The organism is Psychrobacter sp. JB193 (genome assembly GCF_002285555.1).
Lineage (GTDB): Bacteria > Pseudomonadota > Gammaproteobacteria > Pseudomonadales > Moraxellaceae > Psychrobacter > Psychrobacter alimentarius.
The window spans coordinates 1009651-1035617 of the sequence record NZ_NRGY01000001.1 but is presented as its reverse complement, the minus strand read 5'-3'; the positions used below and the strand labels follow the sequence as shown (position 1 = coordinate 1035617).

The following is a 25967-nucleotide window of genomic DNA, read 5'->3' as shown; positions in this document are numbered from 1 at the left end:
TAAATCTAGCTACCCTATAGTTTTGAGACGATAGCTGCGCCGCTCAATCAACCTTATTACCAACTAAGAGACGTAAACGGATGAATTTTTCGAGACAAGCCTTATTGGGCATTGGGATGATTATTGGCGGTAGCGTGATGCTATACGCCATGGCGCAACAGATTAGTGACAGTAACAAACCACATCTACCCTCAGCACTGATAGATCAGCCAAGTAGCGAACAAGAGTCTTCGCAGCCATTAACGACTGATATCGAGACCGAAAAACGTATCTTGGCACAAAAACAGAAAGAACGCGCGGCTCGCGTTGCAGAGCAAGAAATGCGTGCTCAGCAGTTCTTAACAGAACAAGAAGCTGCTGAAGCTGAAGCATTGGCCAAGGCGCGTGCTGAAAGCCAGCAATATGTGGCTAGCAATACGCCTAAGGTAGAAGAGAATGACTCAAGCGAGTCGTCTGAATCAGCATCAGCACAGTCCACTAATGATAACAGTACCAATACATCAAACGAGACTGCTACAAGCGCCAGCAGGCGCGATCAGCAACAAACTGCGCAAGCAAAGCAGGACGCTCAAAGACAAGCCGCTTTGAAAGAACAAGCCTCTGCTGAAAAAGCGGCAAGAGAGAAAAAAGAAGCCGAAGCAAAAAAGCAGGCTGAAGCACAAGCTGAAAGAAAGAGAGAGGCTGCGGAAACGGCTAAGGCAGAAGCCGCTAAGAATGAACCGCCAAAATCGCCTTCTGACTATCAGGTCAAAAGAGGGGACGGACTGATTAAGCTTGCACGGCAATACAACATGCCAGTAGAAGCGTTGGCGCAGGCAAATAATCTTTCACCCTCAACATCGCTACAGGTCGGTCAAAACATAACGATTCCATCGCGTAGCCAAGTACAGCGTTTAGAGCGTGAAGCGGCAGCAGCTGAGAAGTCCGCTGAAGCCAAACGTAACGCTCAGCAGAAACTTACCGAGGCTCGTAAAGAAGTAAAAGAAACCGATGCCAAAGGCAGTTTCGGCGTGCAAGTTGCCTTGGCAAACAATCAAGCCAAAGCGGATGAATTGGCAAAGAAACTACAAGCCGCAGGTTATCAGGTTAAAACCAGTCCTACCAGTCGCGGTGTTCGAGTGATCGTTGGGCCTGAGCGCGGTAAAGTCGCAGCGTTGGCACTAAAAGATAAAATCAATAGTGACCCCAAACTGAATGCGTCGGAAGCTTGGGTTTTATACTGGCGCTAATCTATCGCTGATAGAATCGTTTAAAGCAACAGACAGTATTTTGACCATGCTCTTATAGCCGATTATCTTTTATTTTTTATGACTGGACACGACAGCTACTGTCGTGTTTTTTACGTTAGTGTTTGCTGCTTGGCGTAAGCTTAGCTAGGATAAGCATTAATTTCTTTGTTTTTCTCCGTATCGCTGGTCAGTCTATAAAGGCTGACCAGTTGTGACTGGTTTACTACGAAACGCCCTTCATAAGGTCATGGTAGATCGTTAGTCACTTTCATATTGTATAAGGTAAAACCATGTCATTTGGCGTTATATTTTTAATACTGGCAGTTGGCTTTTTGGGGCTGATTACATTACCAAAGCTGTTATCAAGACGTCAAAGCGTGGAGCCTGATCCAAAGCCTGTACGCGGTGATGAGTTAGAGATTTGGCCATTTGCTCCTATGCCTATTATGACTGACACCGAGGTTGTCTTTTTTAACAAGCTAAAAAATGCGTTGCCCGAATATCATATCTTTGTCCAAGTGCAGCTATCACGGATTATTGAAGCCAATAGCGATGAGACCTCAGAGCGCAGTTTTTGGTTCAATCGTATCTGTCGTCAAAGCGTCGATTATGTGATTGTTGATGTGGATGCGCAGACGACATTACTGGCGATAGAGCTTGATGACTGGACACACAGTAGCAAATCCCGTCAAAAGGCTGATGACAAAAAAGACAAAGCTTTAGCGAGTGCTGGGATTCCTATCGTTCGCTTTCACGCAGAGCGTATGCCCAGTGCCGATATGCTCAGGTATGAGCTGATGCAAGTGATTGAGACTTATTAAGCCAGTAAGTATTTATTGTTGCATGAATTCTGGTCGAAATTTGCTTGCCAACAAGGGCTAACGCTTTTTAAAGCTTATCGTAGGGTTTTTCAGGGTATGCGAAATAAATAACGATGGGTCTATCACCTTCAAAATACAATCCGGTTCTAAGGGTTTCAGTTTCAGACAGGTTAAGCGGTGGTAGACGTGCATCATAATTATCATAAAAGTCACGCTTGCTAAACCATTCCACATAGTGTGCACGTCGTAAGGTGGTCGTATAAATCGTCGCAAGATTGGTCAGATCATTCTTATCGCACCACTCATGTATGGGGAAGCTAGATTGTAGCCAAGCGGGCCAATCACGATCACCAAAACTGCTGGTGTTGATGGGCAAAAAGAATCGCCCTTTGATAATACCGTAACGCTTATCAATTCTAATGCGTCCATGATCCTCGGTATCAACCCACACACTACGAAACTGCTTGGTCTGCATGTGCGTCATCTTACGCTCTAAGTTGTCCTTTGAGTTAATCCCAACCCAGTTCTCAGGCGCAAAAGGCGCTGACCCCATAAAGAACTTGATGGCAAGCTCCCAATGCTCAACCAGCTTTTCCTCATGGTTGTACAAGATCAAATCCAGCTCGCCCGTGGTTTGCTTACCGTTATACAACTGCACGTTATTAGCGAGCATCTCATACGGATGCAGCTGACGCGCAAACCCATCTTCTAACCAAAATGATAACAGCCCCTCAAAGTGAAACCCTAGACGACTCGGACTTGGTCTTTTTAATAAGTAGCGTGTTAAGTCTTGATAAGCGGTGGTTGTGTCTAGCTCTTCTAGACGCTCTTGATACGTCTCAAGCTGCGCTTGCCAAAAGCTGGCGCTATGCACATCAACCGTATGCGTGTTTTGATGCGGTGTAAAGTCTATCCATTGCGTCAAGACATTGGGACATGCCAGCACATATGCCAAATCACGTACAAAGGGGCGCTGATATGCGTTCCAAAGCGCGTCGTTTGTAAAGGTAAAGTCAGGTTGAGTAAGAGTCTCGCGCATAGGATAAGCCATCATTGTGATAGAGCATTTACCCTAACGGCTCACCTACCAAAAGTCTAGTTATGGTGAGTATCAACTAGGGCAATGTGTATGCTGTCATTATGAGGGAAAGGCGATGGTGATGTGATAAGTATAAATGCTGATATCGGGCGGTGATAGTAAGTAAGGTAATAGAATACCGAGCACTGCTTTAAGTAAAAATCGCTGCCACTTTTTGGGTTTGCGGGGTTGGGTGTTAGGTGGTTGTTGTGAGTTCTGGTTTGGGTGGGTCATTTTTTAGCTCCATGTCATGCCGTGACTAGTTTCGGCGGATTACATGGGCTATCTTATGAGGTTGGTAGTTATAGCTAAATACTTATGCTTGTATAACACATGGTATGCGTGCATAGCGTGTTGTATGCCTGCATACCACAGTAGAATAGGTTATGAAAAATTGCCTTTATTGGCTTGGCTTAGCCATCTTTTAATAGTGTCATAAGATGGTTTTTTATCTGTTTCAATATGCTGTTTTATATATTCAGCTGTTTCAGCAAAAGCGGTAAAGTTCTGTTGATTCATAATCTCTAAGTATTGTTTCTTTTTTTCGGGCCTAGTTTGATTGTGCTTTGACCATCTTTTATTTGCTTTTTCCTTATTAGATCTCGATAGTTTTTTTTGAAAATCATTGTCACCGCTAACTTCATTTGTTCCTGCTCCAAAAACATAGCTGGCTAACCTGACACAGTAGAAACTGGCTTCATACTGTCGGTTTTCAAAATAAAGTCTAGTGAAAGCTTTTAGCTTGATACATTGACATAATTTATGGAAGTTTAAACACTTAAGCTCTTTTGACTCTAAGTAAAGATCTTTATGATCGAAGATAATATGAATGCCAAACCCTGCATACATAATAGGTTGCTCTTGCTCAAAATTTACATAATAGTCTTGCTCTTCTAAAAGTTCTCTACAATATTTAATAGCAATATTTTCTATTTTTTCTATCAAGTTATGAATGGCTGATATTTTCTTTCTATCTTTATAACCCACGTCAAAAAAATTATGACTTAGTAAGTAGTTAGGTGGGCTATCTAGCAATTCTTTTATGAATACTGTGGGTATAGTTGTTTTATGTTGCAATCTTTCAAACTCTATTCGTTTGGCTTGTTCGAGTATTTTTTGAAGATCTTCATCTGAAAAATCTTCTTTAGAATTAACCATAAATCGCACCTTTACACACCCTCAAATCAAAATAGCTACAGGCAGTGCCAGCCTAAAGGCGTATGAACGGCTGGCTTTTGATTACTTGTCATGCCTTGCTCAAATTTTTAGTATTTCGTCAAATACATCATACAATTAACAGTTAAATTTAGCACAAAAAAAAGCCAACCATTGAAAACAATGATTGGCTTTTCTTGTTACTACAATGTTTGGTCGGAACGGCAGGATTTGAACCTGCGACCACTACACCCCCAGTGTAGTGCGCTACCAGACTGCGCTACGCCCCGAATGACTGACTATTTTACGCAAAATTATGTATATTGCAAGGGCTATTTATATTAGCCAAACGCTATCATCGTATTTTGCCTATCACAGTCAGTCGAACCAATGAGCAGACAACCTTAACCTAGTAGCTCTTTTAGGATTTGGTTGACTTGCTGCGGGTTGGCGCTACCGCGACTGGCTTTCATCACTTGTCCAACCAGACCGTTAAAGGCTTTTTCTTTACCGCCGCGATATTCTTCGACCATCGCTTCATTTTTAGCGATGACGTCTTCCACGATGGCTTTAATCGCGCCCGTGTCGGTTTCTTGCTTGAGGCCTTTGTCTTTGATGATTTTATCTGCTGCATTATCGGCATCGCCGCCTTCGCGCTCATACAGGGCGCTAAAGACTTTCTTTGCCAATTTACCAGATAAGGTATCATCTTTGATACGTGCCAGCATACCAGCTAATTGCTTAGCACTGATAGGGGAGTCGACGATATCCGTGTCATCTTTGTTCAATGCACCGAGTAGATCGCCCATAACCCAGTTGCCAGCCATCTTCGCGTCCGATTGTCCCACTTCAGCGACGACAGCTTCGAAGTAATCGGCCAGCTGACGGCTTCCGGTTAGGATACGAGCGTCATATTCTGATAGACCAAGTGCTTCCTCAAAGCGTGCGCGACGAGCAACTGGTAATTCAGGCATAGCTGCTTTGATTTCATCAACAGTATGCTGCTCAATGCGAACAGGTAGCAGATCAGGATCAGGGAAGTAGCGATAGTCGTTGGCGTCTTCCTTGGTACGCATGGTACGCGTCTCATCACGATCTGGATCATATAGCATCGTGGCTTGGATGACTTGACCACCGTCTTCGATGATGTCAATTTGACGCTCGATTTCACGATTGATCGCACGTTCGATAAAGCGGAACGAGTTTAAATTTTTCAGCTCAGTACGCGTACCAAGCTCGTCACCCGGTTTACGTACAGAGACGTTACAGTCACAGCGGAACGAGCCTTCTGCCATAATCGCATCGGATATACCAAGCCATGTGACCAGCTGATGGATGGCTTTGATATAGGCAAGGGCTTCATTGGCTGAGCGCATGTCTGGTTCAGAGACAATCTCAATCAGCGGCGTACCTGCACGGTTCAAATCGACACCTGTCATACCGTCGATGGCGTCATGTACAGATTTACCTGCATCTTCTTCTAAATGCGCACGGGTGATGCCCATGCGTTTTGGATATTCGTTCTTTTCTCCTTCATTGACCACCACATCGATGTACCCTTTACCCACGATAGGATTGGCCATCTGGGTAATTTGATAGCCTTTTGGTAAGTCAGGATAAAAGTAGTTTTTGCGATCAAATGTGTTGTACAAACCCAATTCAGCATTGACGCCAATACCGAATTTTAAGGCGCGATCGACCACGCCAGCATTTAAAACAGGCAATACACCAGGCAGACCCAAATCAACAAGGCTGGCTTGGCTGTTTGGCTCATGCCCAAAATCTGTGGGCGAGCTTGAAAAGATTTTACTTTCCGTATTAAGTTGGCAATGAATCTCGATGCCGATGACCACTTCGTATCCATCAACGAATAGCTCTTTACGAACGGTATTGTTATCAGTAGTTGCAGTGCTCATTATACCGTCTCCTTCGCGATGGCAGAGTGTTGTAAATGATAATCGGTGTGTTGCTGGAATAGGTGCGCAGTAGACAGCAGCTTACTTTCGTGCCAATGCTTGCCAATCAATTGCAAGCCAATAGGCAAGCCGTCTGACGTCAAGCCAACTGGCTGACTCAGTGCTGGCAAACCAGCCAAATTCACCGCGATGGTATACACATCGCCTAAGTACATGGTGGCAGGATCAAGATCTTCAGCGAGCTTGTAGGCAGCCGTTGGTGCGGTTGGACTGGCAATCACATCACAGTTGGCAAATGCATCTTCGAAGTCTTTAACGATTAAGCGGCGCACCTTTTGTGCCTTAGTATAATAAGCGTCGAAGTAACCAGCAGATAGGGCATAAGTCCCTGTCAAGATACGGCGTTGCACCTCAGGGCCAAACCCTTCAGAGCGTGAGCGTGTGTATAGATCGATCAAGTCTTTTGGGTTTTCACAGCGATAACCAAAGCGTACACCATCGAAGCGCGATAAGTTAGAAGAAGCTTCTGCCGGCGCTAGCATATAGTAAGTAGACAGGGTGATATCAGGGTTGGTGATGTTTACTTCTACAATGGTCGCACCCAGTTCTTCATATTTTTTTAGGGCGGCGCGTACTGCTTGCTCGACTTCGCTATCTAAACCATTAGCAAAATACTCTTTGGCAACGCCAATACGTAGATCCGCAAATGGCTTGTCGCCAGCGGCTGCTTCTGCATCTTCAATGTCTTGTATATAGTCAGGAATGTCATGTTTAATGGAGGTGCCATCAAGCGGATCATGACCGATCATGGGTTGCAGTAGATAGGCACAGTCTTTGGCGCTGCGTCCCATGCTACCAGCTTGGTCAAGACTTGAGGCATAAGCAATCATACCAAAGCGCGAGACACGACCATAAGTGGGCTTGATACCGGTCAAACCACAGAATGAAGCAGGCTGACGGATAGAGCCACCCGTGTCACTACCAGTTGCAACAGGAACGAAGCCTGCGGCGATGGCTGCGGCACTACCACCTGACGAACCACCAGGAACACGCTCTAGGTTCCAGGGATTTTGCACCGTGCCATAATAAGAGCTACTATTGTCTGAACCCATCGCAAACTCATCCATATTGAGCTTACCTAAGCTAATCATACCGGCCTTATCAATATTAGAGACAATCGTGGCATTATAAGGTGAGACAAAGTTATGTAGCATTTTAGAGCCACAAGTCGTCAATACACCTTGCGTACAAAAAATGTCTTTATGCGCCATTGGTACGCCTAACAATAGGCGGTTGTCGCCTTGTGCACGCATCTCGTCTGCTGCTTTTGCTTGTGCGCGTGCTGTCTCAGAGGTATGAGTGATAAAGCTATTAATCTTGCTGTCGAGGGCGTCGATACGTTTGATATAGTGATCAGTCAGCTCGAGGCTGCTAAATTCTTTGTCTTGCAAGCCAGTGATCAGCTGCTCGGTACTTAATAAATGAAGCTCAGACATAGTTGTCGTCCGTCAAATTGTTAATAACATAAATAAAATTAAGATAAAAGACCAAAAAGAGGTGATCGTCTATTCAATCACTTGTGGTACAAGATATAAGCCTTCTTCAACAGCAGGTGCGACCGACTGATTGCGTTCGCGGTCGATATCGTGGTTGGCAACATCAGCGCGCAATTCTTGACAAGCTTCATGAATGTTTGCCAATGGCTTGATGTCTGTCGTATCAACGTTGCTAATGGTCTGCATCATCTTTAATATTTTAGTGATGTCATCGGCATAGCTATTGGCAGTACTCTCATCGACACCCAAACGGGCAAGGGTAGCAATTTCTAAGATTTCTTCACGGCTGACTGCGCTGTCAGACGTTGATGGTTGCTGTGACGTTGATTGTTGTGACATGGTTTCTCCAGTTAAGGACAGTTTTGTTAAGTGTAGTAATAGGTTACCATTGAGGACAATGAACCTTAAAGTATATAAATATGAGTATGACAATAGGTCAGTATTAAACTAAAGCTTTGATAAAGGTGCTTTATTATAAAGCATCTGACCTAAGTTTACAGAGCAGGACGCTTGATTGATGCACAATATAAACCAAGACACAATTAACCAAAATATAAGTATTCGCAAAGTTGACCATATAATTCACGATTGTTGCTCAATTGCTCACCCATTCGATTCTGAAATACGTTACAGTATGCACCTACTATCAAGCAAAACCATCATCTGCCTGTAGAACTTTGTTAGTTATTGAATTAAATGATGTTTCATTAAGTTGAATGGCAATGACTGCTCATTCAAACTTTGTAACAACTTTTAGCGTCTAAGACCGAAATCCTGACTTACTGATGCAAATATCTGTGTTTTTTCTGAGCCAAATCGGTATAATTTAGCTCAGTTTTATCATTTCATCATTATTGCTTAGGTTTGACTTGCTGCGATGCTCAAATTTTGCAACAAGTAACGTCTATCGACGACCTGCTCAACACTGACGAGTAACCCCTCAGTCAATCTCATTCGCCTCATTCGTAAGACGCTGGATATATTAGTCATGAACCTGTTTGGATTTTTATCAAATAATATCGCAATCGACCTCGGTACTGCGAACACCCTCATTTTTATTCCTAATAAAGGCGTCGTACTTGACGAGCCTACGGTGGTTGCGTTACGAAGTAATCGTACTCAAAACCCTACCGTTGCTGCTGTTGGTATCGATGCAAAGCAAATGCTGGGTCGTACGCCTGCCAATATTACGGCGATTCGCCCACTAAAAGACGGTGTGATTGCTGACTTTGAAGTGACACAAAAGATGCTCAAGCATTTTATCGCTAAGGTAAAAGCCAAGCGTTTTATGGCGCAGCCTAACGTGGTGGTTTGTGTACCTTGTAAGTCTACGTTGGTTGAGCGTAAAGCAATACGTGAGGCAGTTTCATCAGCAGGCGCAAGTAAGGTGCTATTGCTAGAGGAGCCGATGGCGGCAGCGATAGGGGCAGGTATGCCAGTCCATGAGGCCAGTGGCTCTATGGTCGTTGATATCGGTGGTGGCACGACTGAGATTGCTGTTATCGCGCTATCTGGTTGCGTCTATGCTGAGTCCATTCGTATTGGTGGCGATATGTTTGATGAAGCCATTATCACGCACGTACGCCGTACTCATGGTTGCGTGATTGGTGAGACAACAGCTGAGCGTATCAAAAAAGAAGTCGGTTCTGCGTTGAATGAAGACAGTCAGTTAGAAGTTGAGGTTCGCGGTCGTAGTATGGCAGAAGGGGTGCCAAAGACATTTATCGTCAATTCTGAAGAAGTGCAAAAAGCATTGAGCGATCCATTGAGTGGCATCATTAGTGCAGTAAAAGCAGCACTTGAGCAGACACCACCTGAGTTATCATCAGATATCGCTGAGCGCGGCATTGTGTTGACTGGTGGCGGTGCGTTACTTCGTGATTTAGACAAACTGATTTCAAGAGAGACTGGTCTGCCTGTGACAGTTGCCGAAGACCCATTGACCTGTGTCAGCCGTGGTGGCGGTATCGCACTTGATTTTATCAATAACAAAAGCTTGAATATGATTTTTGTTTAAGTCATTCGCTTAAACCAATGTCCTATGATCATGTTCGTTGTACTTGTTACTTATTGATATAACATCGCAAGTCAAAAGAGTTAAAAATAAAGGTAGCCCGTTGCGCTACCTTTAATTGCATTAGCAAACGCTAGAACATAGTATTTATGATGAAACAGCCTCTATGACTGGCAACTGATTGTTCTATAACTTCTGAGTTAAAAAGCTTATGACCCCAAGTATTTTTGCGCGCCAGCCGTTATCACTTCGTAAGACTGCTATTGTACTAATAGCAGCCTTAATATTGATGTGGTTCGATAGCAAAAACTCAGAATGGTTTACTCCCGTACGTAGTACGAGTCATGCCGCAATGCAGCCGATTTATGAGCTGTCTTTATTGCCCAGCTATGCAACCCATTGGGCGAGTGGAAGTTTACAGTCCAAAGAAACCTTGCGCCGTAAAAACATGCAGCTAGAGTCACAGCTCATTCATGCCCAAGCCAAGCTGCAACAGCAGGATTATATCTTGGCACAGAATGCGCGTTTGCAAGGCATCTTATCAACCACGAAGCCTGAGCAGTTTGATCTCAATTTGGCTCAGGTTATTGGGACCGATGCCAATTTGCTCAGACAAATTGTGGTGCTCAATAAAGGTGAGCAAGATGGAGTGCAAGTTGGGCAAACGGTCATTGATGAAAACGGCATATTAGGACAGATTATCAACGTATACCCTAATACCAGTCGATTGCTACTGATCACTGATGAACAGCAATCGGTGGCTGTGACGGTCAAACGTACGGGTCAACGAGCTATCGTGACAGGCAAGGGCATACCAACTTCATTGAGTCTGGATTATGTTTTCAAAACTTCAGACGTGCGTGTGGGTGATGAGCTGATTTCTTCAGGGTTAGGTGGACGTATACCAGCAGGGTATCGTGTCGGTCGCATCTCTCATGTGGAAGATGTACAAGCTGCTAACTTTAGAAGCATCAATGTGACGCCAACAGCAAACTTCATCGATAATGCCTATGTACTAATCTTGCAAGACAAACGCTGATTAATATAAGCATTGATTGAGTAGTAATGTACGCATGCTCAATTGATAGTGTGTTTACTAGTGCCACTTCAGTAATAGCATTTGGCTCATTATTGATTAACCACGTTTTAACAGCAGTAGTTTCCACTTCTAAGGTAAGTAAATAATGGCGTATCCTGATTCTGAGAATGCAACGGTACTTTTAATTGCTGCCATCATTCTAAGCTTCGTCGCTGCTTCATCACTCAATGTATATCCATTAAATCCTAGTATGGCAACCCTACGTCCTATGGTCATGATTATGGTGCTGATTTTCTGGTTGCTGTTTCAGCCCCGTTACGTCGGTATCTTCACAGCATTTACCATAGGTATTATTGCTGATTTACTGATGGATACGCACTTGGGACAACAAGCCTTTTCTGCGGTAGTGGTCGCTCTTGTCATCAAAATCACCAGTATCTACGTGAGACAATTAAATACTCTGAGTGCATGGCTGATAGCGAGCTTGGGATTGATCGTCTTCCAAATCAGCCTATGGGTACTACAGATGTTTATTCAAAATGTCTTTATCGCACAATCCGCATTGTCCTTACTGATGAGTATCATAAGCTGGCCACTAGTGCTCTTGGTATTAAGAAAGTTTGTGCATTGATCGCTGATAGCTTTATGGCAATAATAATTGCTAATATCCTGTTCTAATGTTCTGATTCACAAACAATCAGCGGTGACACATCCGTAAATTTATAAATGAAGAGAAGCGCAATGAATATCATTTTAGCGTCTGGTTCACCGCGTCGTCGCGAGCTACTGGCAAGAGCGAAGCTAGATTTTGAGCTCTTGAGCGTAGATATTGATGAGACACAGTATGACCGTGAGGCACCAAAAGACTATATTGAGCGCATGGTTGCGACCAAGGCACAAGCGGCCATTGAGCAACTGAATGTACAACTCAAAACAGGTAAGGCATGTTTCACTGAGCCACTTATTATTTTAACCTCGGATACGATAGGGGTGCTACCAGATGGTCAGACAGTACTCGTAAAACCAACCGATCGTGAACATGCTTATCGTATGTGGCAGCAAATGTCGGACAGCATTCACGAAGTATGGACCGCTGTACAAGCAACCCAAGTATCGTTACCTCTTGAGTTTTCTGAATGTGCAAGTCTAGAGCAAGGCTTTCAAATACTTGACCAACGACAAATTACTGAGCGTACAGAAGTAAGCTTTGTGCCACTGACGGCTGAGATGATGAGCGACTATTGGGATAGTGGTGAGCCAGCTGACAAAGCAGGGGGTTATGGGATTCAGGGTCTTGGCGCGGCTTGGGTCAGTCGTATCAATGGCAGCTATACCAATGTCGTTGGGTTGCCGTTAGCACAGACATTGGCCTTAATCAAAGAAATGACAGCAGTCAGTGCGTAAGTAATTGCGCCGTTATCGTTAGATATGCGCACAATAATGCGGTAGAGTAATGAGTAATAGCAAACCATATTTGTTATACTATAACGAATTATGAACGTCTAACAAAAGCTAAGAGAAAAACTATGTCCGAAGAGCTGCTGATTAATATCAGTCCAATGGAATCCCGTGTCGCAGTACTAGACAACGGCATTTTGGGCGAAATCTATATTGAGCGTCATCATAAACTTGGTTTGGTTGGCAATATATATCTGGGCACGGTTGTTCGGGTCTTACCTGGTATGCAGGCAGCTTTTGTTGATATTGGTCAATCACGGACAGCATTTTTACATGTCAATGATATGCAGCGTGAACCTCGACCAGTGGCCGACAATAAAGACAAAACTGGTGCAGGCAGTCTTCAAGGTAATAGTTCTCAAAGTAAAAGTACAGAGAGCGATAAAGACAACACAATTCTTGAAACCTCTGATGGTGTGGATTTTACAGCACCTATGGTCACGACCCAAACGACTGAAGTAGTGCCTGTCTCCAAAACACTTATCCAACATCGCTTGTACGAAAGCCAGCGTATTTTGGTACAAGTCACCAAAGATCAGTTAGGAAGTAAAGGCGCTCGCCTGACAACCAATATATCACTGCCATCACGCTACTTGGTTTATTTGCCATCAAGTGATCATATTGGTATATCACAGCGTATTGATGGGGAAGAGGAGCGTACACGCTTAAAGACTGAGCTTAGCAATTTGATGCAAACCGTCAATCTAAAAGGTGGCCTCATCGCTCGTACCGCTGCTGAACGTGTGCCTGTCGACAAGTTAGAAGAAGATATTTATTATCTATTGCAATTGTGGCGTACCATTTGCGCTCGCCGTCAAGAAATCAATCATCATCAAAGCTCAGAGCTGATTTATCAAGAGTTGTCGCTGCCTCTACGCTCTATTCGTGATTTGGTTCATGCAGATACCGAAAAAGTTATTATTGATAATACAGAGGTTTATGAACAAGTCCGGTATTTTGCCAGAGAGTTTGTACCTTTTGTATATGATCGAATCGTACACTACACCGCAGAGCAGTCACTATTTGATGTGAGCCGTGTTGAAGATGATTTGCGCGACGCTCTAAAACGCCGTGTTGATCTAAAATCTGGCGGCTATTTGATTATTGATCAGACAGAAGCCATGACAACCATTGATGTCAATACAGGCTCCTTTGTTGGAGGGCGGTCACTAGAAGACACTGTCTATAAAACCAATTTAGAAGCCACTCACGCTATTGCCCGTCAACTGCGTCTACGTAATCTTGGCGGCATTATTATCCTAGATTTTATCGATATGCTTGAGCAACAACACAAGGACGATGTGCTCGAGAGTTTACAGGCACAACTCACGCAAGATTATGCCAAAACCAAAATTACTCAAGTGAGCGAGCTTGGTTTGGTTGAGATGACACGCAAACGCACTCGTGAATCCTTGGGACAGCAGTTATGTGAGCCTTGTTCTACTTGTCAAGGTCGTGGTTTTGTAAAGACAGCAGAAACCGTTTGTTTTGAGATATTTCGCGAAATTATGCGCTGTGCTCGTACTTATAACTCTCCTAAAAAGTTCACTGTCGTTGCCCATGCTGCAGTCATCGATTTATTACTGACTTCAGAATCAGATACCGTGGCAGACTTAGAGTATCTATTGGGTAGAGTCATCACTTTTGATGTGGAAAACCTATATACCCAAGAGCAATATGATATCGTTTTAGACTGATATTTTAAGTTTTATGAAAAGATTTAAAGAATGGCAATAGGAATAGAAAAAGTGCTGCATAACGGTTAATATCTGAAATCACTATATATATTGCCCTTGCAATGATAAAAATACTATGTATAATACGTACCACTGAATTATATATGCGCAGCGAATAAAAAAGCTGGCGCTATGACAGCTAGAGCATCGTTTCTAGCACTATTTCATTATGCCTTTGCTGATTTCCAATATATGGAGGGTCGGCGGGGCTTTAAACTATTTTGCTTTTGGCACGCTATAAGTTCGGATAAAGAACTCATTCTGGTTAAGAACAGAAGGCCGCTTTAAGTGAATATTTAACCAAACTGCTTTTGGTCATAATCTTGCGAAGCAAGGATGACAAAGGCACATATTAGGAGCTTGCTGGCATGGCTAACCAGAGAATCCGTATCCGTCTTAAGTCTTTTGATCATCGTCTGATCGATCAATCTGCACAAGAGATTGTTGATACTGCAAAGCGCACCGGTGCGCAAGTTTGTGGTCCTGTACCGTTGCCGACTCGCATTGAGCGCTTCAACGTTCTAACCTCACCACACGTTAACAAAGACGCTCGTGACCAGTACGAAATCCGTACTCATAAGCGTATGGTTGATATCGTTCAGCCTACTGATAAAACAGTGGATGCGCTAATGAAGTTAGATTTAGCGGCGGGTGTTGACGTTCAAATTGCTTTGGGTTAATGCACATTACACACCCAACCCATTAATATAAGATATAAAGAGGTCTAAAATGGCGATCGGTTTAGTCGGTAAAAAATGCGGCATGACTCGTATCTTCACTGAAACAGGCGCATCTATCCCTGTAACAGTGGTTGAGGTCGATGCAAACCGCATTACTCAAGTAAAAAATACTGATGTAGATGGCTATCAAGCTATCCAAATTACCACAGGTACCCGTCGTGACAGCCGCGTAACAGCCGCACAAAAAGGTCACTTCGCTAAAGCTGGCGTTAAAGCTGGCCGTGGTGTTTGGGAATTCCGTGCCAACGATAGCGATCTTGAAGGTCGTGAGATTGGTGGCGAGATTCTAGCTGACTTGTTCGAACAAGGTCAGATGGTTGATGTGACAGGACAAAGCAAAGGTAAAGGCTTCCAAGGTCCTATCAAGCGTCACAACTTCAGCATGCAAGATGCGACTCATGGTAACTCAGTATCTCATCGTGCACATGGTTCAACTGGTCAAAACCAGTCACCAGGTAAAGTATTCAAAGGCAAAAAGATGGCGGGTCAGATGGGTAACAAACGTGTTACCGTTCAAGGCCTAGAAGTAATTTCGGTTGATGCCGAAAAAGGGTTACTTGTCATTAAGGGTGCTATCCCAGGCGCCACCGGTGGCGATGTCATCGTACGTCCGTCAGTCAAAGCCTAAGCAAGGGGATTAACGTGGATTTAAAAACAGTTACAGGTGCGGCGGTTGAGCTTTCTGATACGGCTTTTGGTCGTGAATTCAACGAAGCATTAGTGCATCAAGTCGTCACCGCATATCTTGCTGGTGCTCGTCAAGGTACACGTGCGCAAAAAACCCGTGCCGAAGTTTCTGGCGGTGGCATTAAGCCATGGCGCCAAAAAGGTACTGGTCGCGCTCGTGCAGGCTCTATTCGTAGCCCTATCTGGCGTTCAGGTGGTCGTGCATTCGCTGCAAAACCACAAGATTGGTCACAGAAAGTAAACCGTAAAATGTATCGCGGTGCGATGCAGTGCATCCTAGCCGAATTGATTCGCCAAGAGCGTTTGATTTTGGTAGAAGAGTTGAGCGTTTCTGGACCTAAGACCAAAGAGCTGATTGCAAAGTTAAATGATCTTAATGCACCTCGTGCATTAATCGTCACCAAAGAAGTTGACGAGAATTTATACTTAGCTGCTCGCAACATCCCACACGTCAATGTACTTGGTACAAACGAAGTGGATCCAGTGAGCTTGATTGCTTTTGATAAAGTAATCATGTCAGTTGAAGCTGCGAAACAATTTGAGGAAGCACTAGCATGAATAACGCAAGACTTTATCAGGTCTTAAGAGGACCTGTATTCTCAGAAAAATCTCAAATGCTTGGCGACTCACTTGGTGTGCAGGTATTTAAAATTGATTCTAATGCTACTAAGCTTGAAGTCAAGAAAGCAGTTGAGTTGATGTTTGAAGGTGTTGAAGTTACTAAAGTGAACACTTTGAATGTTAAAGGTAAGACAAAGCGTTTTGGTAAAAGCATTGGCCGTCGTAACGACTATAAAAAAGCCTATGTTACCTTAAAAGCTGGTCAAGATGTACAAATGGCTGATGCTGGTGAAGAAGTAGCGAACACTACTGATTTTACTAGTGAAACAGCGAATAACGAATAAGGATTACACTCATGCCTATCGTAAGAGCAAAGCCAACATCACCAGGCCGTCGTTTTGTTGAAAAAGTGGTGCATCCACACCTTTACAAAGGTCGTCCTTATGCAGCGCTTCTCGAATCAAAAAGTAAGTCAGGTGGTCGTAACAATAATGGTCGCATAACGACTCGTCATATCGGCGGTGGTCATAAGCAACATTATCGTATTATCGATTTCAAACGTACTAAAGACAATATCCCAGCAACGGTAGAGCGTATTGAATACGATCCTAACCGTACTGCACATATTGCATTACTTAAGTATGCTGATGGCGAACGTCGTTACATTATCGCTGCTAAAAAACAAGCAGTTGGCGATACAGTAATGTCAGGTGAAACATCTCCAATCCGTCCAGGTAACTGCTTACCGCTAAAAAACATCCCATTGGGTACTGTGATTCACAATATCGAGCTTAAAATCGGTAAAGGTGCACAGATGGCTCGTTCTGCGGGTGCTAGTGTTCAGTTGTTAGGTCGTGACGGTATCTATGCGATTCTTCGTATGCGCTCTGGCGAAACACGCCGTGTACATGTGAATTGCCGTGCAGTTATTGGTGAAGTTTCTAACACTGAAAACAACTTGAAATCACTTGGTAAAGCCGGTGCTTCACGTTGGCGTGGTGTTCGTCCTTCAGTTCGTGGTGTCGCTATGAACCCGGTTGATCACCCACATGGTGGTGGTGAAGGTCGTAATAAAGGTCGCCATCCAACTAGCCCTTGGGGTCAGAAGTCTAAAGGACTTAAAACGCGTCACAATAAGCGTACTGACAACATGATCATCCGCCGCCGCGCCAAGAAGAAATAAAGGAAGAATTTCATGCCTCGTTCATTGAAAAAAGGTCCATTCATAGACGCGCACCTATTTGCTAAAGTTGAGAATGCATTAGACACCAACTCACGCAAGCCAATTAAGACTTGGTCGCGCCGCTCAATGATTCTGCCACAAATGGTTGGCCTAACTTTATCTGTTCACAACGGCCGTACTCATGTACCGGTTATCGTGAGCGAGCAGATGGTTGGTCATAAACTAGGTGAATTTGCCCCGACTCGTACGTATCGTGGTCACGGCATTGACAAAAAAGCTAAGAAATAAGGTGCTTACCATGGAAGTAACTGCAAAATTACGCGGTGCCGCCATTTCGGCACAAAAAGTTAGACTCGTTGCTGATGAAGTTCGTGGCAAATCAATCGAGCGTGCTTTGGATATCCTAACGTATAGTAATAAAAAAGGCGCTGTGTTTGTTAAGAAATGCCTTAACTCAGCCATCGCCAATGCCGAACATAATCACGGTTTAGATATTGACGACCTAAAAGTCGCTACTATCTATGTCGATGAAGGCATTACGCTAAAACGTATCCTACCACGTGCTAAAGGTCGCGCTGATCGTATCAGTAAGCGTACTTGTCACATCACTATAAAGGTAGGAGAATAAGTTATGGGTCAAAAAGTACATCCAATCGGAATTCGTCTTGGTGTTGTAAAAAAGCATAATGCAAATTGGTATGCTAACCCTAAACAATACTCAGAATACCTCATCAATGACATTCAAGTTCGTGAATATCTACGCAAAAAGCTAGATAATGCTATGATCAGTAATATCATGATTGAGCGTCCTACTGGTGCTGCTAAGATTACCATCGCCACTGCGCGTCCTGGTATTGTTATCGGTAAGAAAGGCGAAGATATTGAAAGACTTCAAAAAGAATTGACCAAAATTATGGGCGTACCTGCTCAGGTCAATATTGAAGAAATCACTTCACCTGACCTTGATGCTCGTTTGGTAGCAGACGGTATCGCAAGCCAGCTTGAGCGTCGTGTTATGTTCCGTCGTGCAATGAAGCGCGCTGTACAGAACAGCATGCGTTCTGGTGCTAAAGGTATTAAAGTTGAGTTGTCTGGCCGTCTTGGCGGTGCTGAGATTGCTCGTAGCGAATGGTATCGTGAAGGTCGTGTGCCATTGCATACACTCCGCGCTGATATTGACTATTCGTCAGTACGTGCAGAGACAACTTACGGCACTATCGGTGTGAAAGTTTGGATTTTCCGTGGCGAAATCCTTGACGGTATGAACAGTGTTTATAATCCCGTCAATGAAGAGAAGCCTCGTGCGCCAAAACGCCGTGGTCGTGGAAACGGAAACCGTCGAAACTCAGACAGAGGTTAAACTATGTTACAGCCAAAACGTACCAAGTTTCGTAAAATGCATAAAGGTCGTAACACTGGGCTAGCTCATCGTGGAAGCACCGTTGCATTCGGACAAATTGGTCTAAAATCGTTGACTCGTGGTCGTATGACTGCCCGTCAAATTGAAGCAGCACGTCGTACCATCACTCGTAAAATCAAGCGTGGCGGTAAGATTTGGATTCGTGTATTCCCAGACAAACCAATTACCAACAAGCCATTAGAAGTACGTATGGGTAAAGGTAAAGGTCCAGTTGAATATTGGGTATGCGAAATCAAACCTGGTAAAGTGCTATATGAAATTGAAGGGGTACCAGAGGAGCTTGCACGTGAAGCTTTCACGCTTGCTGCAGCAAAATTGCCCTTTAAAACTACCATTGTTAAGCGGACGATAATGTAATGAAGATCAGTGAATTACGTGATAAATCATTAGAAGAACTGACCCAGTTACTTGATGAAAAGCAACTTGATGCTTTCCGTATTCGTATGGCTAAAGCAACTGGTCAGTTGGGTAATACCCATGAAGTCAGAGGCAATCGTCGTACGATTGCTCAGATTCAGACTTTGATTAACGAGAAACAACGAGGCGACTCATGAGCGATAACAATCAAACAGCTACCAATGCTAGCGTATTGACAGGACGAGTTGTCAGCGACAAGATGGACAAGTCCATCACAGTTTTGATTGAGCGCCTGGTTCGTCATCCTTTGTATGGCAAACAGCTTCGTCGTTCTACGAAAATCAAAGCACATGATGAGAATAACGTTTGCCAACAAGGCGATCTTGTCCGCATCAAAGAAACGCGTCCAATCTCTAAAACCAAGTCTTGGACTTTGGTTGATGTGGTTGAAAAAGTAGAAAAAATCTAAGTAAATTGCATTAAAAGCCAGAAGCTGTTAAAATAGCCGCCTTTTTAAGGATGCTGATTGCGCCGAGCGTATATCACTCACATTAAGAGTAAGTCGCGGTTATTAATATTAAAATGCCGTCCTACTCATTCTGTGCTAGCGGCAGCAACTGGTTTTTATTGCTCATACGTGTGGAGTAACGCTATGATTCAGGTTGAGTCAATGCTGGAAGTTGCAGATAATAGCGGTGCAAGGCGAGTTCAGTGCATTAAAGTACTGGGTGGTTCTCATCGTCGTTATGCATCAGTTGGCGACATTATTAAAGTAACGGTTAAAGAAGCCATTCCGCGTGGTCGTGTTAAGAAAGGCGACGTGATGAATGCTGTAGTTGTTCGTACCAAAAAAGGCGTTCGTCGTCCTGATGGTTCTGTGTTGCGTTTTGACGATAATGCTGCGGTATTGTTGAACCAAAATAAAGCACCTATTGCAACTCGTATTTTTGGACCGGTAACTCGTGAACTACGTGGTGATCAGTTTATGAAAATTGTATCACTAGCACCAGAAGTATTGTGAGGTAATCCATGTCAAAATTACGTAAAGGCGATACAGTTATCGTGATTGCTGGTAAAGATAAAGGCAAACAAGGTACTGTGCAAGCTGTAAAAAATGATCGTATTAAAGTTGAAGGCATTAATATTGTCACTAAGCATCAGAAGCCAAATCAGGCAACTGGCGTTGAAGGTGGCATTCTTAAGCAAGAAGCTTTTTTGCATATCTCAAATGTCGCAATCTTAAATGCGCAAACCCAAAAAGCTGATCGTATTACTTATCAGTTTGGCGAAGACGGCAAGAAACAACGCGTCTATCGTTCAAACGGTGAAGTAGTGGCGACTGCGTAAGACACTAAGGGTGTAATGGTAATGGCAAGATTAAAATCTTTATATAACGATAAACTAAAGCAGCAAATCAAAGAAGAGCTTGGTGTTGCAAACGTGATGCAAGTGCCTAAAATCACTAAAATCACACTAAACATGGGTGTAGGCGGCGCGTCTCAAGACAAGAAATTGCTTGAAGGTGCAGTGGCTGATATGACTGCAATTGCTGGTCAAAAGCCTGTTGTCACCAAAGCACGTAAATCAGTTGCTGGCTTTAAAATTCGTGAAGAATGGCCAATTGGCTGTAAAGTAACGCTACGCGGTGAGCAAATGTACGAATTTTTAGATCGTCTCATTGCCATTGCAATTCCTCGTATTCGTGATTTCCGTGGTTTTTCACCTAAAGCCTTTGACGGACGTGGCAACTACTCATTGGGTATCAAAGAACAGATCGTATTCCCAGAAGTAGATTTTGACAAGATTGATCGTATCCGCGGTATGGATGTGACGATCACCACGTCAGCTCAGTCTGATGAAGAAGGTCGTGCGTTGCTTAAAGCATTCGGCTTCCCATTTAAATAAGGTAAAGACGTTATGGCAAAGAAGAGCATGATTAACCGCGAATTAAAGCGCGAAAAAATGGTTGCTAAATATGCTGAAAAGCGTATCAAGCTAAAAGAAACTATCAGTGATATGAATGCAAGCGACGAAACTCGTATGGAAGCGATGCTAGAGCTACAAGCTCTTCCACGCAATTCATCACCAGTACGTCTACGCAATCGTTGTGCTATCACCGGTCGTCCTCATGGTTACTTCCGCAAGTTTGGCTTATCACGCAATATGCTGCGTGAGCGTGTCATGCAAGGCGATGTGCCTGGTGTTCGTAAAGCAAGCTGGTAAGGAGTAACTATATGAGTATGCAAGATACCGTTGGGGATATGCTAACCCGTATTCGTAACGCACAAATGGCTAACAAAGTATCGGTAGCAATGCCGAACTCTAAATTACGTAAATCAATTGCTGATTTACTAGTTAGCGAAGGTTATGTGGCAAGCGCTGTTGTTACTGAAGAAGAAAACAACAAAGCGACCCTATCTATCGAATTAAAATACTTCGAAGGCAAAGCTGTCATCGAAACTATCCAACGTTTTAGTCGTCCTGGCTTACGCCAGCATCGCGGCAAAGACAATATCCCTACTGTTAAGCAAGGTATGGGTGTTGCTATCGTATCAACTAGCCAAGGCATCATGAGTGATCGTGCTGCACGTGCTGCTGGTATCGGTGGTGAAGTCGTTGCATTTGTTGCCTAATCAGTATTTATTGCTCTAGGTAATAAGACGATAAAGTCTATTTGAACCCTTTAATAGTTTCCTATGACATTTATATAGATTAATTATAAGTTCTAAGAAGCTATTCATTTGATCTTAATAAAATTGAATGATGCTTAATGGGTGCAACTATGCTAAACTAGCAGGCTTTTTAGCCTGTTAGTTTTTTCGCTAATATAAAGAAGTCAATTTTTTAAGGAATATTCCTATGTCTCGTGTGGCTAAAGCCCCAGTGACGCTACCAAGTGGTGTAAGCGTTACTTTGAACGATCGGCAGGTCGAAGTTAAAGGCAAGAACGGCAATTTGTCTTTACGCCTGCATGAATTGGTCGAGCTGAAACAGGAAGATGATGCTATCATTTTCTCACCTACAGTCGATTCGAAAGAAGCTATGATGCACACTGGCACCATGCGCGCCCTGCTAAACAACTATGTTACAGGCGTTAATGAAGGCTTTGAAAGACGTCTTCAGTTAATTGGTGTTGGTTATCGCGCTCAAGTTGCTGGTAACAAAGTAACTTTGAACGTTGGTTACTCTCATCCAGTAGAGTATACGTTGCCTGAAGGTGTGTCAGCTGAAACCCCAACGCAAACTGAAATTGTTTTAAAATCAAACAATAAGCAGCAGCTTGGTCAAGCAGCGGCTAATATCCGCGGTTTCCGTCCACCTGAGCCTTATAAAGGTAAAGGTATTCGTTACAGTGATGAACATGTGATTCGCAAAGAAGCTAAGAAAAAATAAGGTGAGTTGAAATGTTTGATAAAAAAGCAGCTCGTCTGCGTCGAGCTAAGAAAACCCGCGCGCATATCCGTGTCTTAGGCGCTCATCGCTTAACGGTTAATCGCACGCCGAAACATATTTATGCCCAGATTATCTCTCCGAACGGTGGTGAAGTGATTGCTCAGGCATCTACCTTGGACGGCAGTTTGCGTTCAGGCGCTACAGGCAATATTGATGCCGCAACGTCTGTGGGTCAATTGATCGCAGAACGTGCAAAAGCAGCTGGTATTACTAAAGTTGCCTTTGACCGTAGTGGTTTTAAATATCATGGTCGAGTAAAAGCTTTAGCGGAAGCTGCTCGCGAAAATGGATTGGAGTTTTAATCATGGCTAGAAATGATAAAAATGATAAGAACGAACAAACTGACGGCCTAGTCGAACGCTTGGTTACTGTTGATCGCGTTGCCAAAGTTGTCAAAGGTGGTCGTATTTTTTCTTTCACTGCGTTGACCGTAGTGGGCGATGGCAATGGTCGTGTTGGTTTTGGTCGTGGTAAAGCACGTGAAGTGCCAGCTGCTATTCAAAAAGCACTAGAAGCTGCTAAACGCAATATGATCACTGTTGATCTTAATGATGCAACTTTGTATCATCCAATCAAAGCACGTCATGGCGCAAGTAAAATTTATATGCAACCTGCATCTGAAGGTACTGGCGTCATCGCTGGTGGCGCAATGCGTGCTGTATTAGAAGTTGCTGGTGTCAAAGATGTTTTGACTAAATGTTATGGTTCTACCAATACTGCTAACGTTGTTCGTGCAACGTTTAACGGTTTACGTGATATGTCAACTCCAGAAAAGATGGCAGCTAAACGTGGTAAATCTGTAGACGAAATCTTGGGTTAACTTAGACTAGGTGAGTTACGATGAAAAAAATGAAAGTCACTCAATTTAAATCGGGTGCCCATCGCCTAAAGAGCCACAAAGCGAGCTTGAAAGGATTGGGTTTACGCCGTATTAATCATACTGTTGAAGTAGAAGATACTCCTTCAACCCGTGGTATGGTTAATCGCGTCAACTACATGGTAAAAGTGGAGGAAGCGTAATGGGACTTAGATTAAATGAATTATCACCAGGTGTTGGCGCAAAGAAAACTGCCCAACGTCGTGGTCGTGGTATCGGTTCAGGTCTTGGTAAGACTGGTGGTCGTGGTGTAAAAGGTCAGAAATCTCGTTCAGGTTCTAGCATTCGCTCAGGATTTGAAGGTGGTCAGATGCCTCTATATCGTCGTCTACCAAAATTTGGTTTTACCAGTAAATTGGCAATGAAGACGGCTGAAGTACGTTTGTCTGAACTGAACAAAATTGAAGGCGATGTAGTTAGCATTGAGACACTTAAAGCTGCTAACCTAATCCGTCACGATATGAAGCGTGCACGTGTTATGTTGTCAGGTGAAGTTACTAAAGCTTATACTTTTAAAGGTATCAAAGTAACTAAAGGCGCTAAGCAAGCAATCGAAGCTGCTGGTGGTAGCATCGAGGAGTAGTAACGTGTCAAAACAATCAATGTCATCGACTGGTATACCGCTTAATCCATTTGCATTCATACGTAAGTATGATGAATTATGGACGCGCTTATTATTCTTAATCGGCGCATTGATTGTTTATCGTTTAGGGTCACATATTCCTGTACCAGGCATTAACCCAGTTAATCTAGCAGATCTGTTTTCGCGCAACGAAAATACTATCTTGAGTATGTTTAACATGTTCTCAGGTGGTGCGCTAGAGCGTATGTCCATTATGGCGCTTGGTATTATGCCATATATTTCAGCATCAATTATTGTACAGATGATGTCTGCGGTATTACCATCGCTTGAAGCTCTTAAAAAAGAGGGTGAGGCGGGACGACGTAAGCTAAACAAGTATACTCGTCAGGGTACACTTGGTTTGGCACTGGTACAATCGTTGGGAATGTGTGCTGGTTTAATCAGTCAAAATCTTACCTTATCATCTGGTCTTACCTTTTATATTCCAGCAGTTACTTCTTTAGTAGCAGGCGCAATGTTCTTAATGTGGCTCGGTGAGCAAATTACAGAGCGTGGTGTTGGTAATGGTATCTCAATGCTCATTTTTGCGAGTATTGTGGCTGGTACGCCAGGTATGATTTCGCAATCTATTGAACAAGTGAATCAAGGTCAAATGAACTTGATTGTACTATTTATTTTTGTGTTATTAGGCATCGCGGTTACTGCTGGCATTGTTTATATTGAACGTGCTCAGCGCCGTGTTCCCGTAAACTACGCACAAAAACAACAACAAGGCCGTAAAATTTACGCTCAGCAGCAGTCACATTTGCCGTTGAAGCTTAATATGGCAGGGGTTATCCCAGCTATTTTTGCAAGTTCATTGTTATTGTTTCCAGCAAGTTTAGGGCAATGGGTTGGTCAATCAACTGATCCTACTTTTACTCAAAAAATATTACAAAATATGGCATTGGTATTGTCTCCAGGACAACCGCTATATTTAGTCTTGTTCGGTGCGATGATTATTTTCTTCTGTTACTTTTATACGGCACTAGTATTTAGCCCGCGTGAAGTAGCTGAAAACCTTAAGCGTAGTGGTGCTTATATTCCAGGTATTCGCCCAGGCCAACAAACTCAGCGTTATCTCGATCATGTATTAAACCGATTGACCTTTATTGGCGCGATGTATATGACGGTTATTTGTTTAATGCCAATGGTCGTCCAGTCATCGTTTGGTGTACCGTTCCAACTTGGTGGTACGTCTTTACTGATTATGGTGGTTGTGGTAATGGATTTCATTTCGCAGATCCAAGCGCATTTGATGACCCATCAATATCATGATCAGACGTTAATTCAATCGCCCACTCAATCTTAATGAGCGGTACGATATTTCAAGGAGCATGCTATGAAAGTTCAAGCATCAGTTAAGAAGATTTGTGGTAGCTGTAAAGTTGTGCGCCGTAAAGGCCGTGTACATATTATTTGTACAGCAGAACCGCGCCACAAGCAACGTCAAGGTTAATACTTAGTTTTATAAAGTTTATAACTTTTGTCACTATTTAAATTAATACTTGAAAAATAACGGCGGATGGGATATCATCCGCCACTTGCCGTGTTTATGCAGAATATTTTATAATTCTATTTATTGATAGGCTTTTTATAAAGTCAAAAAGTAATATGGTTATAAAGTTCTAGTATTAACAGCAACAAATCTGAAGAATAATGCCTTATTGATAAATAACGCTTATTTTTCTTTAATGGAGAGAAATCAATGGCTCGTATTGCCGGCGTAAACATCCCGGATAATAAGCATGCTGTTATTTCACTAACTTATATCTTTGGTGTAGGTCGTACCACTGCTCAGAAAATCTTAGAAGCAGTTGGCATTGCCCCTACTACTAAAGTTAGTCAGTTAGATGATACACAGTTAGATGCTATCCGTGCACAAGTTGCAAATTACATGACCGAGGGTGACCTTCGTCGTGAAGTTTCAATGAATATTAAGCGTTTAGTTGATCTTGGTTGTTACCGTGGCATCCGCCATCGTCGTAACCTACCAGTTAGAGGTCAGAACACCAAGAACAACGCTCGTACTCGTAAGGGTCCGACACGTCCTCTCAAAAGATAA

At 43.3% G+C, this 25967-nt stretch carries 37 protein-coding genes and 1 tRNA gene; 31 read left to right on the top strand and 7 right to left on the bottom strand.

Annotated elements, in window-relative coordinates:
• The first annotated feature begins 80 nt into the window (after positions 1-80).
• Positions 81-1229 carry a LysM peptidoglycan-binding domain-containing protein gene (locus tag CIK80_RS04525; RefSeq protein WP_095569002.1) on the top strand — a complete coding sequence of 383 codons (1149 nt, stop codon included), beginning with the start codon at positions 81-83 and terminating at the stop codon, positions 1227-1229.
• Between the two features lie 290 nt (positions 1230-1519).
• The gene (locus tag CIK80_RS04520) at positions 1520-2050 is read left to right on the top strand and encodes a DUF2726 domain-containing protein (protein ID WP_095569001.1); all 531 of its coding nucleotides are present in this window, start codon (positions 1520-1522) and stop codon (positions 2048-2050) included.
• 67 nt (positions 2051-2117) lie between these two features.
• On the opposite strand, the gene CIK80_RS04515 is transcribed toward CIK80_RS04520, so the two are convergent.
• From CIK80_RS04515 to gatC, 7 genes are all read right to left on the bottom strand, one after another.
• Positions 2118-3089 (bottom strand): DUF1853 family protein, encoded by a 972-nt coding sequence (locus CIK80_RS04515; protein ID WP_095569524.1) that lies wholly within the window; start codon positions 3087-3089, stop codon positions 2118-2120.
• Positions 3090-3188: 99 nt separating this feature from the next.
• A complete protein-coding gene (locus tag CIK80_RS15315; protein ID WP_179288321.1) occupies positions 3189-3362 on the bottom strand; it encodes a hypothetical protein in 174 nt (57 codons plus the stop codon).
• A 150-nt stretch (positions 3363-3512) separates the two neighbouring features.
• On the bottom strand, positions 3513-4286 hold the full coding sequence (locus tag CIK80_RS04510) for a hypothetical protein (protein ID WP_095569000.1): 774 nt from the start codon (positions 4284-4286) through the stop codon (positions 3513-3515).
• 210 nt (positions 4287-4496) lie between these two features.
• Positions 4497-4573, bottom strand: a tRNA-Pro gene (locus CIK80_RS04505).
• 114 nt (positions 4574-4687) lie between these two features.
• Positions 4688-6199 (bottom strand): Asp-tRNA(Asn)/Glu-tRNA(Gln) amidotransferase subunit GatB, encoded by a 1512-nt coding sequence (gene gatB / locus CIK80_RS04500; RefSeq protein WP_095568999.1) that lies wholly within the window; start codon positions 6197-6199, stop codon positions 4688-4690.
• Complete coding sequence (gene gatA / locus CIK80_RS04495; RefSeq protein WP_095568998.1) at positions 6199-7695, bottom strand: Asp-tRNA(Asn)/Glu-tRNA(Gln) amidotransferase subunit GatA; 1497 nt, start codon at positions 7693-7695, stop codon at positions 6199-6201. Before gatA ends, gatB begins: the two co-directional genes overlap by 1 nt.
• 69 nt (positions 7696-7764) lie before the next feature.
• Entirely contained in the window at positions 7765-8094 is a 330-nt protein-coding gene (gene gatC / locus CIK80_RS04490; protein ID WP_095568997.1) for an Asp-tRNA(Asn)/Glu-tRNA(Gln) amidotransferase subunit GatC, read from the bottom strand.
• A 649-nt stretch (positions 8095-8743) separates the two neighbouring features.
• Between gatC and CIK80_RS04485 the strand changes: the two genes are divergently transcribed.
• From CIK80_RS04485 to rpsM, 29 genes are all read left to right on the top strand, one after another.
• Positions 8744-9772 carry a rod shape-determining protein gene (locus tag CIK80_RS04485; RefSeq protein WP_084387236.1) on the top strand — a complete coding sequence of 343 codons (1029 nt, stop codon included), beginning with the start codon at positions 8744-8746 and terminating at the stop codon, positions 9770-9772.
• Positions 9773-9980: 208 nt separating this feature from the next.
• Positions 9981-10808 carry a rod shape-determining protein MreC gene (mreC, locus tag CIK80_RS04480; protein WP_095568996.1) on the top strand — a complete coding sequence of 276 codons (828 nt, stop codon included), beginning with the start codon at positions 9981-9983 and terminating at the stop codon, positions 10806-10808.
• 145 nt (positions 10809-10953) lie between these two features.
• A complete protein-coding gene (mreD, locus tag CIK80_RS04475) occupies positions 10954-11439 on the top strand; it encodes a rod shape-determining protein MreD (RefSeq protein WP_062843934.1) in 486 nt (161 codons plus the stop codon).
• A 110-nt stretch (positions 11440-11549) separates the two neighbouring features.
• A complete protein-coding gene (locus CIK80_RS04470) occupies positions 11550-12212 on the top strand; it encodes a Maf family protein (RefSeq protein ID WP_095568995.1) in 663 nt (220 codons plus the stop codon).
• A gap of 122 nt (positions 12213-12334) precedes the next feature.
• Complete coding sequence (locus tag CIK80_RS04465; protein ID WP_095568994.1) at positions 12335-13963, top strand: Rne/Rng family ribonuclease; 1629 nt, start codon at positions 12335-12337, stop codon at positions 13961-13963.
• A gap of 407 nt (positions 13964-14370) precedes the next feature.
• The gene (gene rpsJ, locus CIK80_RS04460) at positions 14371-14682 is read left to right on the top strand and encodes a 30S ribosomal protein S10 (RefSeq protein ID WP_010196670.1); all 312 of its coding nucleotides are present in this window, start codon (positions 14371-14373) and stop codon (positions 14680-14682) included.
• A 49-nt stretch (positions 14683-14731) separates the two neighbouring features.
• Entirely contained in the window at positions 14732-15370 is a 639-nt protein-coding gene (gene rplC / locus CIK80_RS04455) for a 50S ribosomal protein L3 (protein WP_062843937.1), read from the top strand.
• Between the two features lie 14 nt (positions 15371-15384).
• Complete coding sequence (gene rplD / locus CIK80_RS04450; RefSeq protein ID WP_057758698.1) at positions 15385-15987, top strand: 50S ribosomal protein L4; 603 nt, start codon at positions 15385-15387, stop codon at positions 15985-15987.
• Complete coding sequence (gene rplW / locus CIK80_RS04445) at positions 15984-16334, top strand: 50S ribosomal protein L23 (protein ID WP_095568993.1); 351 nt, start codon at positions 15984-15986, stop codon at positions 16332-16334. Before rplD ends, rplW begins: the two co-directional genes overlap by 4 nt.
• An 11-nt stretch (positions 16335-16345) precedes the next feature.
• Positions 16346-17173 carry a 50S ribosomal protein L2 gene (gene rplB, locus CIK80_RS04440; protein WP_021813371.1) on the top strand — a complete coding sequence of 276 codons (828 nt, stop codon included), beginning with the start codon at positions 16346-16348 and terminating at the stop codon, positions 17171-17173.
• Between the two features lie 12 nt (positions 17174-17185).
• A complete protein-coding gene (rpsS, locus tag CIK80_RS04435) occupies positions 17186-17461 on the top strand; it encodes a 30S ribosomal protein S19 (protein WP_062843938.1) in 276 nt (91 codons plus the stop codon).
• A 10-nt stretch (positions 17462-17471) separates the two neighbouring features.
• Positions 17472-17801, top strand: coding sequence for a 50S ribosomal protein L22 (gene rplV / locus CIK80_RS04430; RefSeq protein WP_021813373.1), 330 nt, complete (start codon positions 17472-17474; stop codon positions 17799-17801).
• Between the two features lie 3 nt (positions 17802-17804).
• A complete protein-coding gene (rpsC, locus tag CIK80_RS04425) occupies positions 17805-18533 on the top strand; it encodes a 30S ribosomal protein S3 (RefSeq protein WP_062843939.1) in 729 nt (242 codons plus the stop codon).
• A gap of 3 nt (positions 18534-18536) precedes the next feature.
• Positions 18537-18950, top strand: a complete 414-nt coding sequence (gene rplP / locus CIK80_RS04420; protein ID WP_010196693.1) for a 50S ribosomal protein L16 — start codon at positions 18537-18539, stop codon at positions 18948-18950.
• On the top strand, positions 18950-19147 hold the full coding sequence (rpmC, locus tag CIK80_RS04415; RefSeq protein WP_010196696.1) for a 50S ribosomal protein L29: 198 nt from the start codon (positions 18950-18952) through the stop codon (positions 19145-19147). Before rplP ends, rpmC begins: the two co-directional genes overlap by 1 nt.
• Entirely contained in the window at positions 19144-19419 is a 276-nt protein-coding gene (rpsQ, locus tag CIK80_RS04410; protein WP_021813375.1) for a 30S ribosomal protein S17, read from the top strand. Before rpmC ends, rpsQ begins: the two co-directional genes overlap by 4 nt.
• A gap of 183 nt (positions 19420-19602) precedes the next feature.
• Positions 19603-19971 (top strand): 50S ribosomal protein L14, encoded by a 369-nt coding sequence (gene rplN, locus CIK80_RS04405; RefSeq protein ID WP_010196702.1) that lies wholly within the window; start codon positions 19603-19605, stop codon positions 19969-19971.
• A gap of 8 nt (positions 19972-19979) precedes the next feature.
• The gene (gene rplX, locus CIK80_RS04400; protein ID WP_011279796.1) at positions 19980-20297 is read left to right on the top strand and encodes a 50S ribosomal protein L24; all 318 of its coding nucleotides are present in this window, start codon (positions 19980-19982) and stop codon (positions 20295-20297) included.
• A 21-nt stretch (positions 20298-20318) separates the two neighbouring features.
• Positions 20319-20855 carry a 50S ribosomal protein L5 gene (gene rplE / locus CIK80_RS04395; protein WP_062843940.1) on the top strand — a complete coding sequence of 179 codons (537 nt, stop codon included), beginning with the start codon at positions 20319-20321 and terminating at the stop codon, positions 20853-20855.
• A 12-nt stretch (positions 20856-20867) separates the two neighbouring features.
• Positions 20868-21173 carry a 30S ribosomal protein S14 gene (rpsN, locus tag CIK80_RS04390; protein ID WP_062843941.1) on the top strand — a complete coding sequence of 102 codons (306 nt, stop codon included), beginning with the start codon at positions 20868-20870 and terminating at the stop codon, positions 21171-21173.
• Positions 21174-21184: 11 nt separating this feature from the next.
• Entirely contained in the window at positions 21185-21583 is a 399-nt protein-coding gene (gene rpsH, locus CIK80_RS04385) for a 30S ribosomal protein S8 (RefSeq protein ID WP_062843942.1), read from the top strand.
• Positions 21584-21809: 226 nt separating this feature from the next.
• Positions 21810-22343 (top strand): 50S ribosomal protein L6, encoded by a 534-nt coding sequence (gene rplF / locus CIK80_RS04380; RefSeq protein WP_062843943.1) that lies wholly within the window; start codon positions 21810-21812, stop codon positions 22341-22343.
• An 11-nt stretch (positions 22344-22354) separates the two neighbouring features.
• Complete coding sequence (gene rplR / locus CIK80_RS04375) at positions 22355-22705, top strand: 50S ribosomal protein L18 (RefSeq protein WP_062843944.1); 351 nt, start codon at positions 22355-22357, stop codon at positions 22703-22705.
• Between the two features lie 2 nt (positions 22706-22707).
• The gene (rpsE, locus tag CIK80_RS04370; protein WP_062843945.1) at positions 22708-23223 is read left to right on the top strand and encodes a 30S ribosomal protein S5; all 516 of its coding nucleotides are present in this window, start codon (positions 22708-22710) and stop codon (positions 23221-23223) included.
• Between the two features lie 20 nt (positions 23224-23243).
• Entirely contained in the window at positions 23244-23423 is a 180-nt protein-coding gene (gene rpmD / locus CIK80_RS04365) for a 50S ribosomal protein L30 (protein ID WP_010196714.1), read from the top strand.
• On the top strand, positions 23423-23863 hold the full coding sequence (rplO, locus tag CIK80_RS04360; RefSeq protein WP_062843946.1) for a 50S ribosomal protein L15: 441 nt from the start codon (positions 23423-23425) through the stop codon (positions 23861-23863). The genes rpmD and rplO overlap by 1 nt, the downstream gene beginning before the upstream one ends.
• Before the next feature lie 19 nt (positions 23864-23882).
• Entirely contained in the window at positions 23883-25214 is a 1332-nt protein-coding gene (gene secY / locus CIK80_RS04355; protein ID WP_179207260.1) for a preprotein translocase subunit SecY, read from the top strand.
• 30 nt (positions 25215-25244) lie between these two features.
• Positions 25245-25361 (top strand): 50S ribosomal protein L36, encoded by a 117-nt coding sequence (gene rpmJ / locus CIK80_RS04350; protein WP_010196721.1) that lies wholly within the window; start codon positions 25245-25247, stop codon positions 25359-25361.
• A 249-nt stretch (positions 25362-25610) separates the two neighbouring features.
• On the top strand, positions 25611-25967 hold the full coding sequence (rpsM, locus tag CIK80_RS04345) for a 30S ribosomal protein S13 (RefSeq protein WP_021813384.1): 357 nt from the start codon (positions 25611-25613) through the stop codon (positions 25965-25967).

Coding starts and splice junctions, on each gene's coding strand:
- rplE (WP_062843940.1), top strand. CDS start 20,319: ATGGCAAGATTAAAATCTTTATATAACGATAAACTAAAGCAGCAAATC.
- rplF (WP_062843943.1), top strand. CDS start 21,810: ATGTCTCGTGTGGCTAAAGCCCCAGTGACGCTACCAAGTGGTGTAAGC.
- rplN (WP_010196702.1), top strand. CDS start 19,603: ATGATTCAGGTTGAGTCAATGCTGGAAGTTGCAGATAATAGCGGTGCA.
- rpsN (WP_062843941.1), top strand. CDS start 20,868: ATGGCAAAGAAGAGCATGATTAACCGCGAATTAAAGCGCGAAAAAATG.
- CIK80_RS04470 (WP_095568995.1), top strand. CDS start 11,550: ATGAATATCATTTTAGCGTCTGGTTCACCGCGTCGTCGCGAGCTACTG.
- rplP (WP_010196693.1), top strand. CDS start 18,537: ATGTTACAGCCAAAACGTACCAAGTTTCGTAAAATGCATAAAGGTCGT.
- CIK80_RS04510 (WP_095569000.1), bottom strand. CDS start 4,286: ATGGTTAATTCTAAAGAAGATTTTTCAGATGAAGATCTTCAAAAAATA.
- mreC (WP_095568996.1), top strand. CDS start 9,981: ATGACCCCAAGTATTTTTGCGCGCCAGCCGTTATCACTTCGTAAGACT.
- gatB (WP_095568999.1), bottom strand. CDS start 6,199: ATGAGCACTGCAACTACTGATAACAATACCGTTCGTAAAGAGCTATTC.
- rplW (WP_095568993.1), top strand. CDS start 15,984: ATGAATAACGCAAGACTTTATCAGGTCTTAAGAGGACCTGTATTCTCA.
- rpsH (WP_062843942.1), top strand. CDS start 21,185: ATGAGTATGCAAGATACCGTTGGGGATATGCTAACCCGTATTCGTAAC.
- secY (WP_179207260.1), top strand. CDS start 23,883: ATGTCATCGACTGGTATACCGCTTAATCCATTTGCATTCATACGTAAG.
- rpmJ (WP_010196721.1), top strand. CDS start 25,245: ATGAAAGTTCAAGCATCAGTTAAGAAGATTTGTGGTAGCTGTAAAGTT.
- rpsQ (WP_021813375.1), top strand. CDS start 19,144: ATGAGCGATAACAATCAAACAGCTACCAATGCTAGCGTATTGACAGGA.
- rpsE (WP_062843945.1), top strand. CDS start 22,708: ATGGCTAGAAATGATAAAAATGATAAGAACGAACAAACTGACGGCCTA.
- CIK80_RS04525 (WP_095569002.1), top strand. CDS start 81: ATGAATTTTTCGAGACAAGCCTTATTGGGCATTGGGATGATTATTGGC.
- gatC (WP_095568997.1), bottom strand. CDS start 8,094: ATGTCACAACAATCAACGTCACAGCAACCATCAACGTCTGACAGCGCA.
- CIK80_RS04465 (WP_095568994.1), top strand. CDS start 12,335: ATGTCCGAAGAGCTGCTGATTAATATCAGTCCAATGGAATCCCGTGTC.
- CIK80_RS04485 (WP_084387236.1), top strand. CDS start 8,744: ATGAACCTGTTTGGATTTTTATCAAATAATATCGCAATCGACCTCGGT.
- rpsJ (WP_010196670.1), top strand. CDS start 14,371: ATGGCTAACCAGAGAATCCGTATCCGTCTTAAGTCTTTTGATCATCGT.
- rpsM (WP_021813384.1), top strand. CDS start 25,611: ATGGCTCGTATTGCCGGCGTAAACATCCCGGATAATAAGCATGCTGTT.
- rplV (WP_021813373.1), top strand. CDS start 17,472: ATGGAAGTAACTGCAAAATTACGCGGTGCCGCCATTTCGGCACAAAAA.
- CIK80_RS04520 (WP_095569001.1), top strand. CDS start 1,520: ATGTCATTTGGCGTTATATTTTTAATACTGGCAGTTGGCTTTTTGGGG.
- rpsC (WP_062843939.1), top strand. CDS start 17,805: ATGGGTCAAAAAGTACATCCAATCGGAATTCGTCTTGGTGTTGTAAAA.
- rpsS (WP_062843938.1), top strand. CDS start 17,186: ATGCCTCGTTCATTGAAAAAAGGTCCATTCATAGACGCGCACCTATTT.
- rpmD (WP_010196714.1), top strand. CDS start 23,244: ATGAAAAAAATGAAAGTCACTCAATTTAAATCGGGTGCCCATCGCCTA.
- rplX (WP_011279796.1), top strand. CDS start 19,980: ATGTCAAAATTACGTAAAGGCGATACAGTTATCGTGATTGCTGGTAAA.
- rplO (WP_062843946.1), top strand. CDS start 23,423: ATGGGACTTAGATTAAATGAATTATCACCAGGTGTTGGCGCAAAGAAA.
- mreD (WP_062843934.1), top strand. CDS start 10,954: ATGGCGTATCCTGATTCTGAGAATGCAACGGTACTTTTAATTGCTGCC.
- rplC (WP_062843937.1), top strand. CDS start 14,732: ATGGCGATCGGTTTAGTCGGTAAAAAATGCGGCATGACTCGTATCTTC.
- rplB (WP_021813371.1), top strand. CDS start 16,346: ATGCCTATCGTAAGAGCAAAGCCAACATCACCAGGCCGTCGTTTTGTT.
- CIK80_RS15315 (WP_179288321.1), bottom strand. CDS start 3,362: ATGACCCACCCAAACCAGAACTCACAACAACCACCTAACACCCAACCC.
- rplR (WP_062843944.1), top strand. CDS start 22,355: ATGTTTGATAAAAAAGCAGCTCGTCTGCGTCGAGCTAAGAAAACCCGC.
- gatA (WP_095568998.1), bottom strand. CDS start 7,695: ATGTCTGAGCTTCATTTATTAAGTACCGAGCAGCTGATCACTGGCTTG.
- CIK80_RS04515 (WP_095569524.1), bottom strand. CDS start 3,089: ATGCGCGAGACTCTTACTCAACCTGACTTTACCTTTACAAACGACGCG.
- rpmC (WP_010196696.1), top strand. CDS start 18,950: ATGAAGATCAGTGAATTACGTGATAAATCATTAGAAGAACTGACCCAG.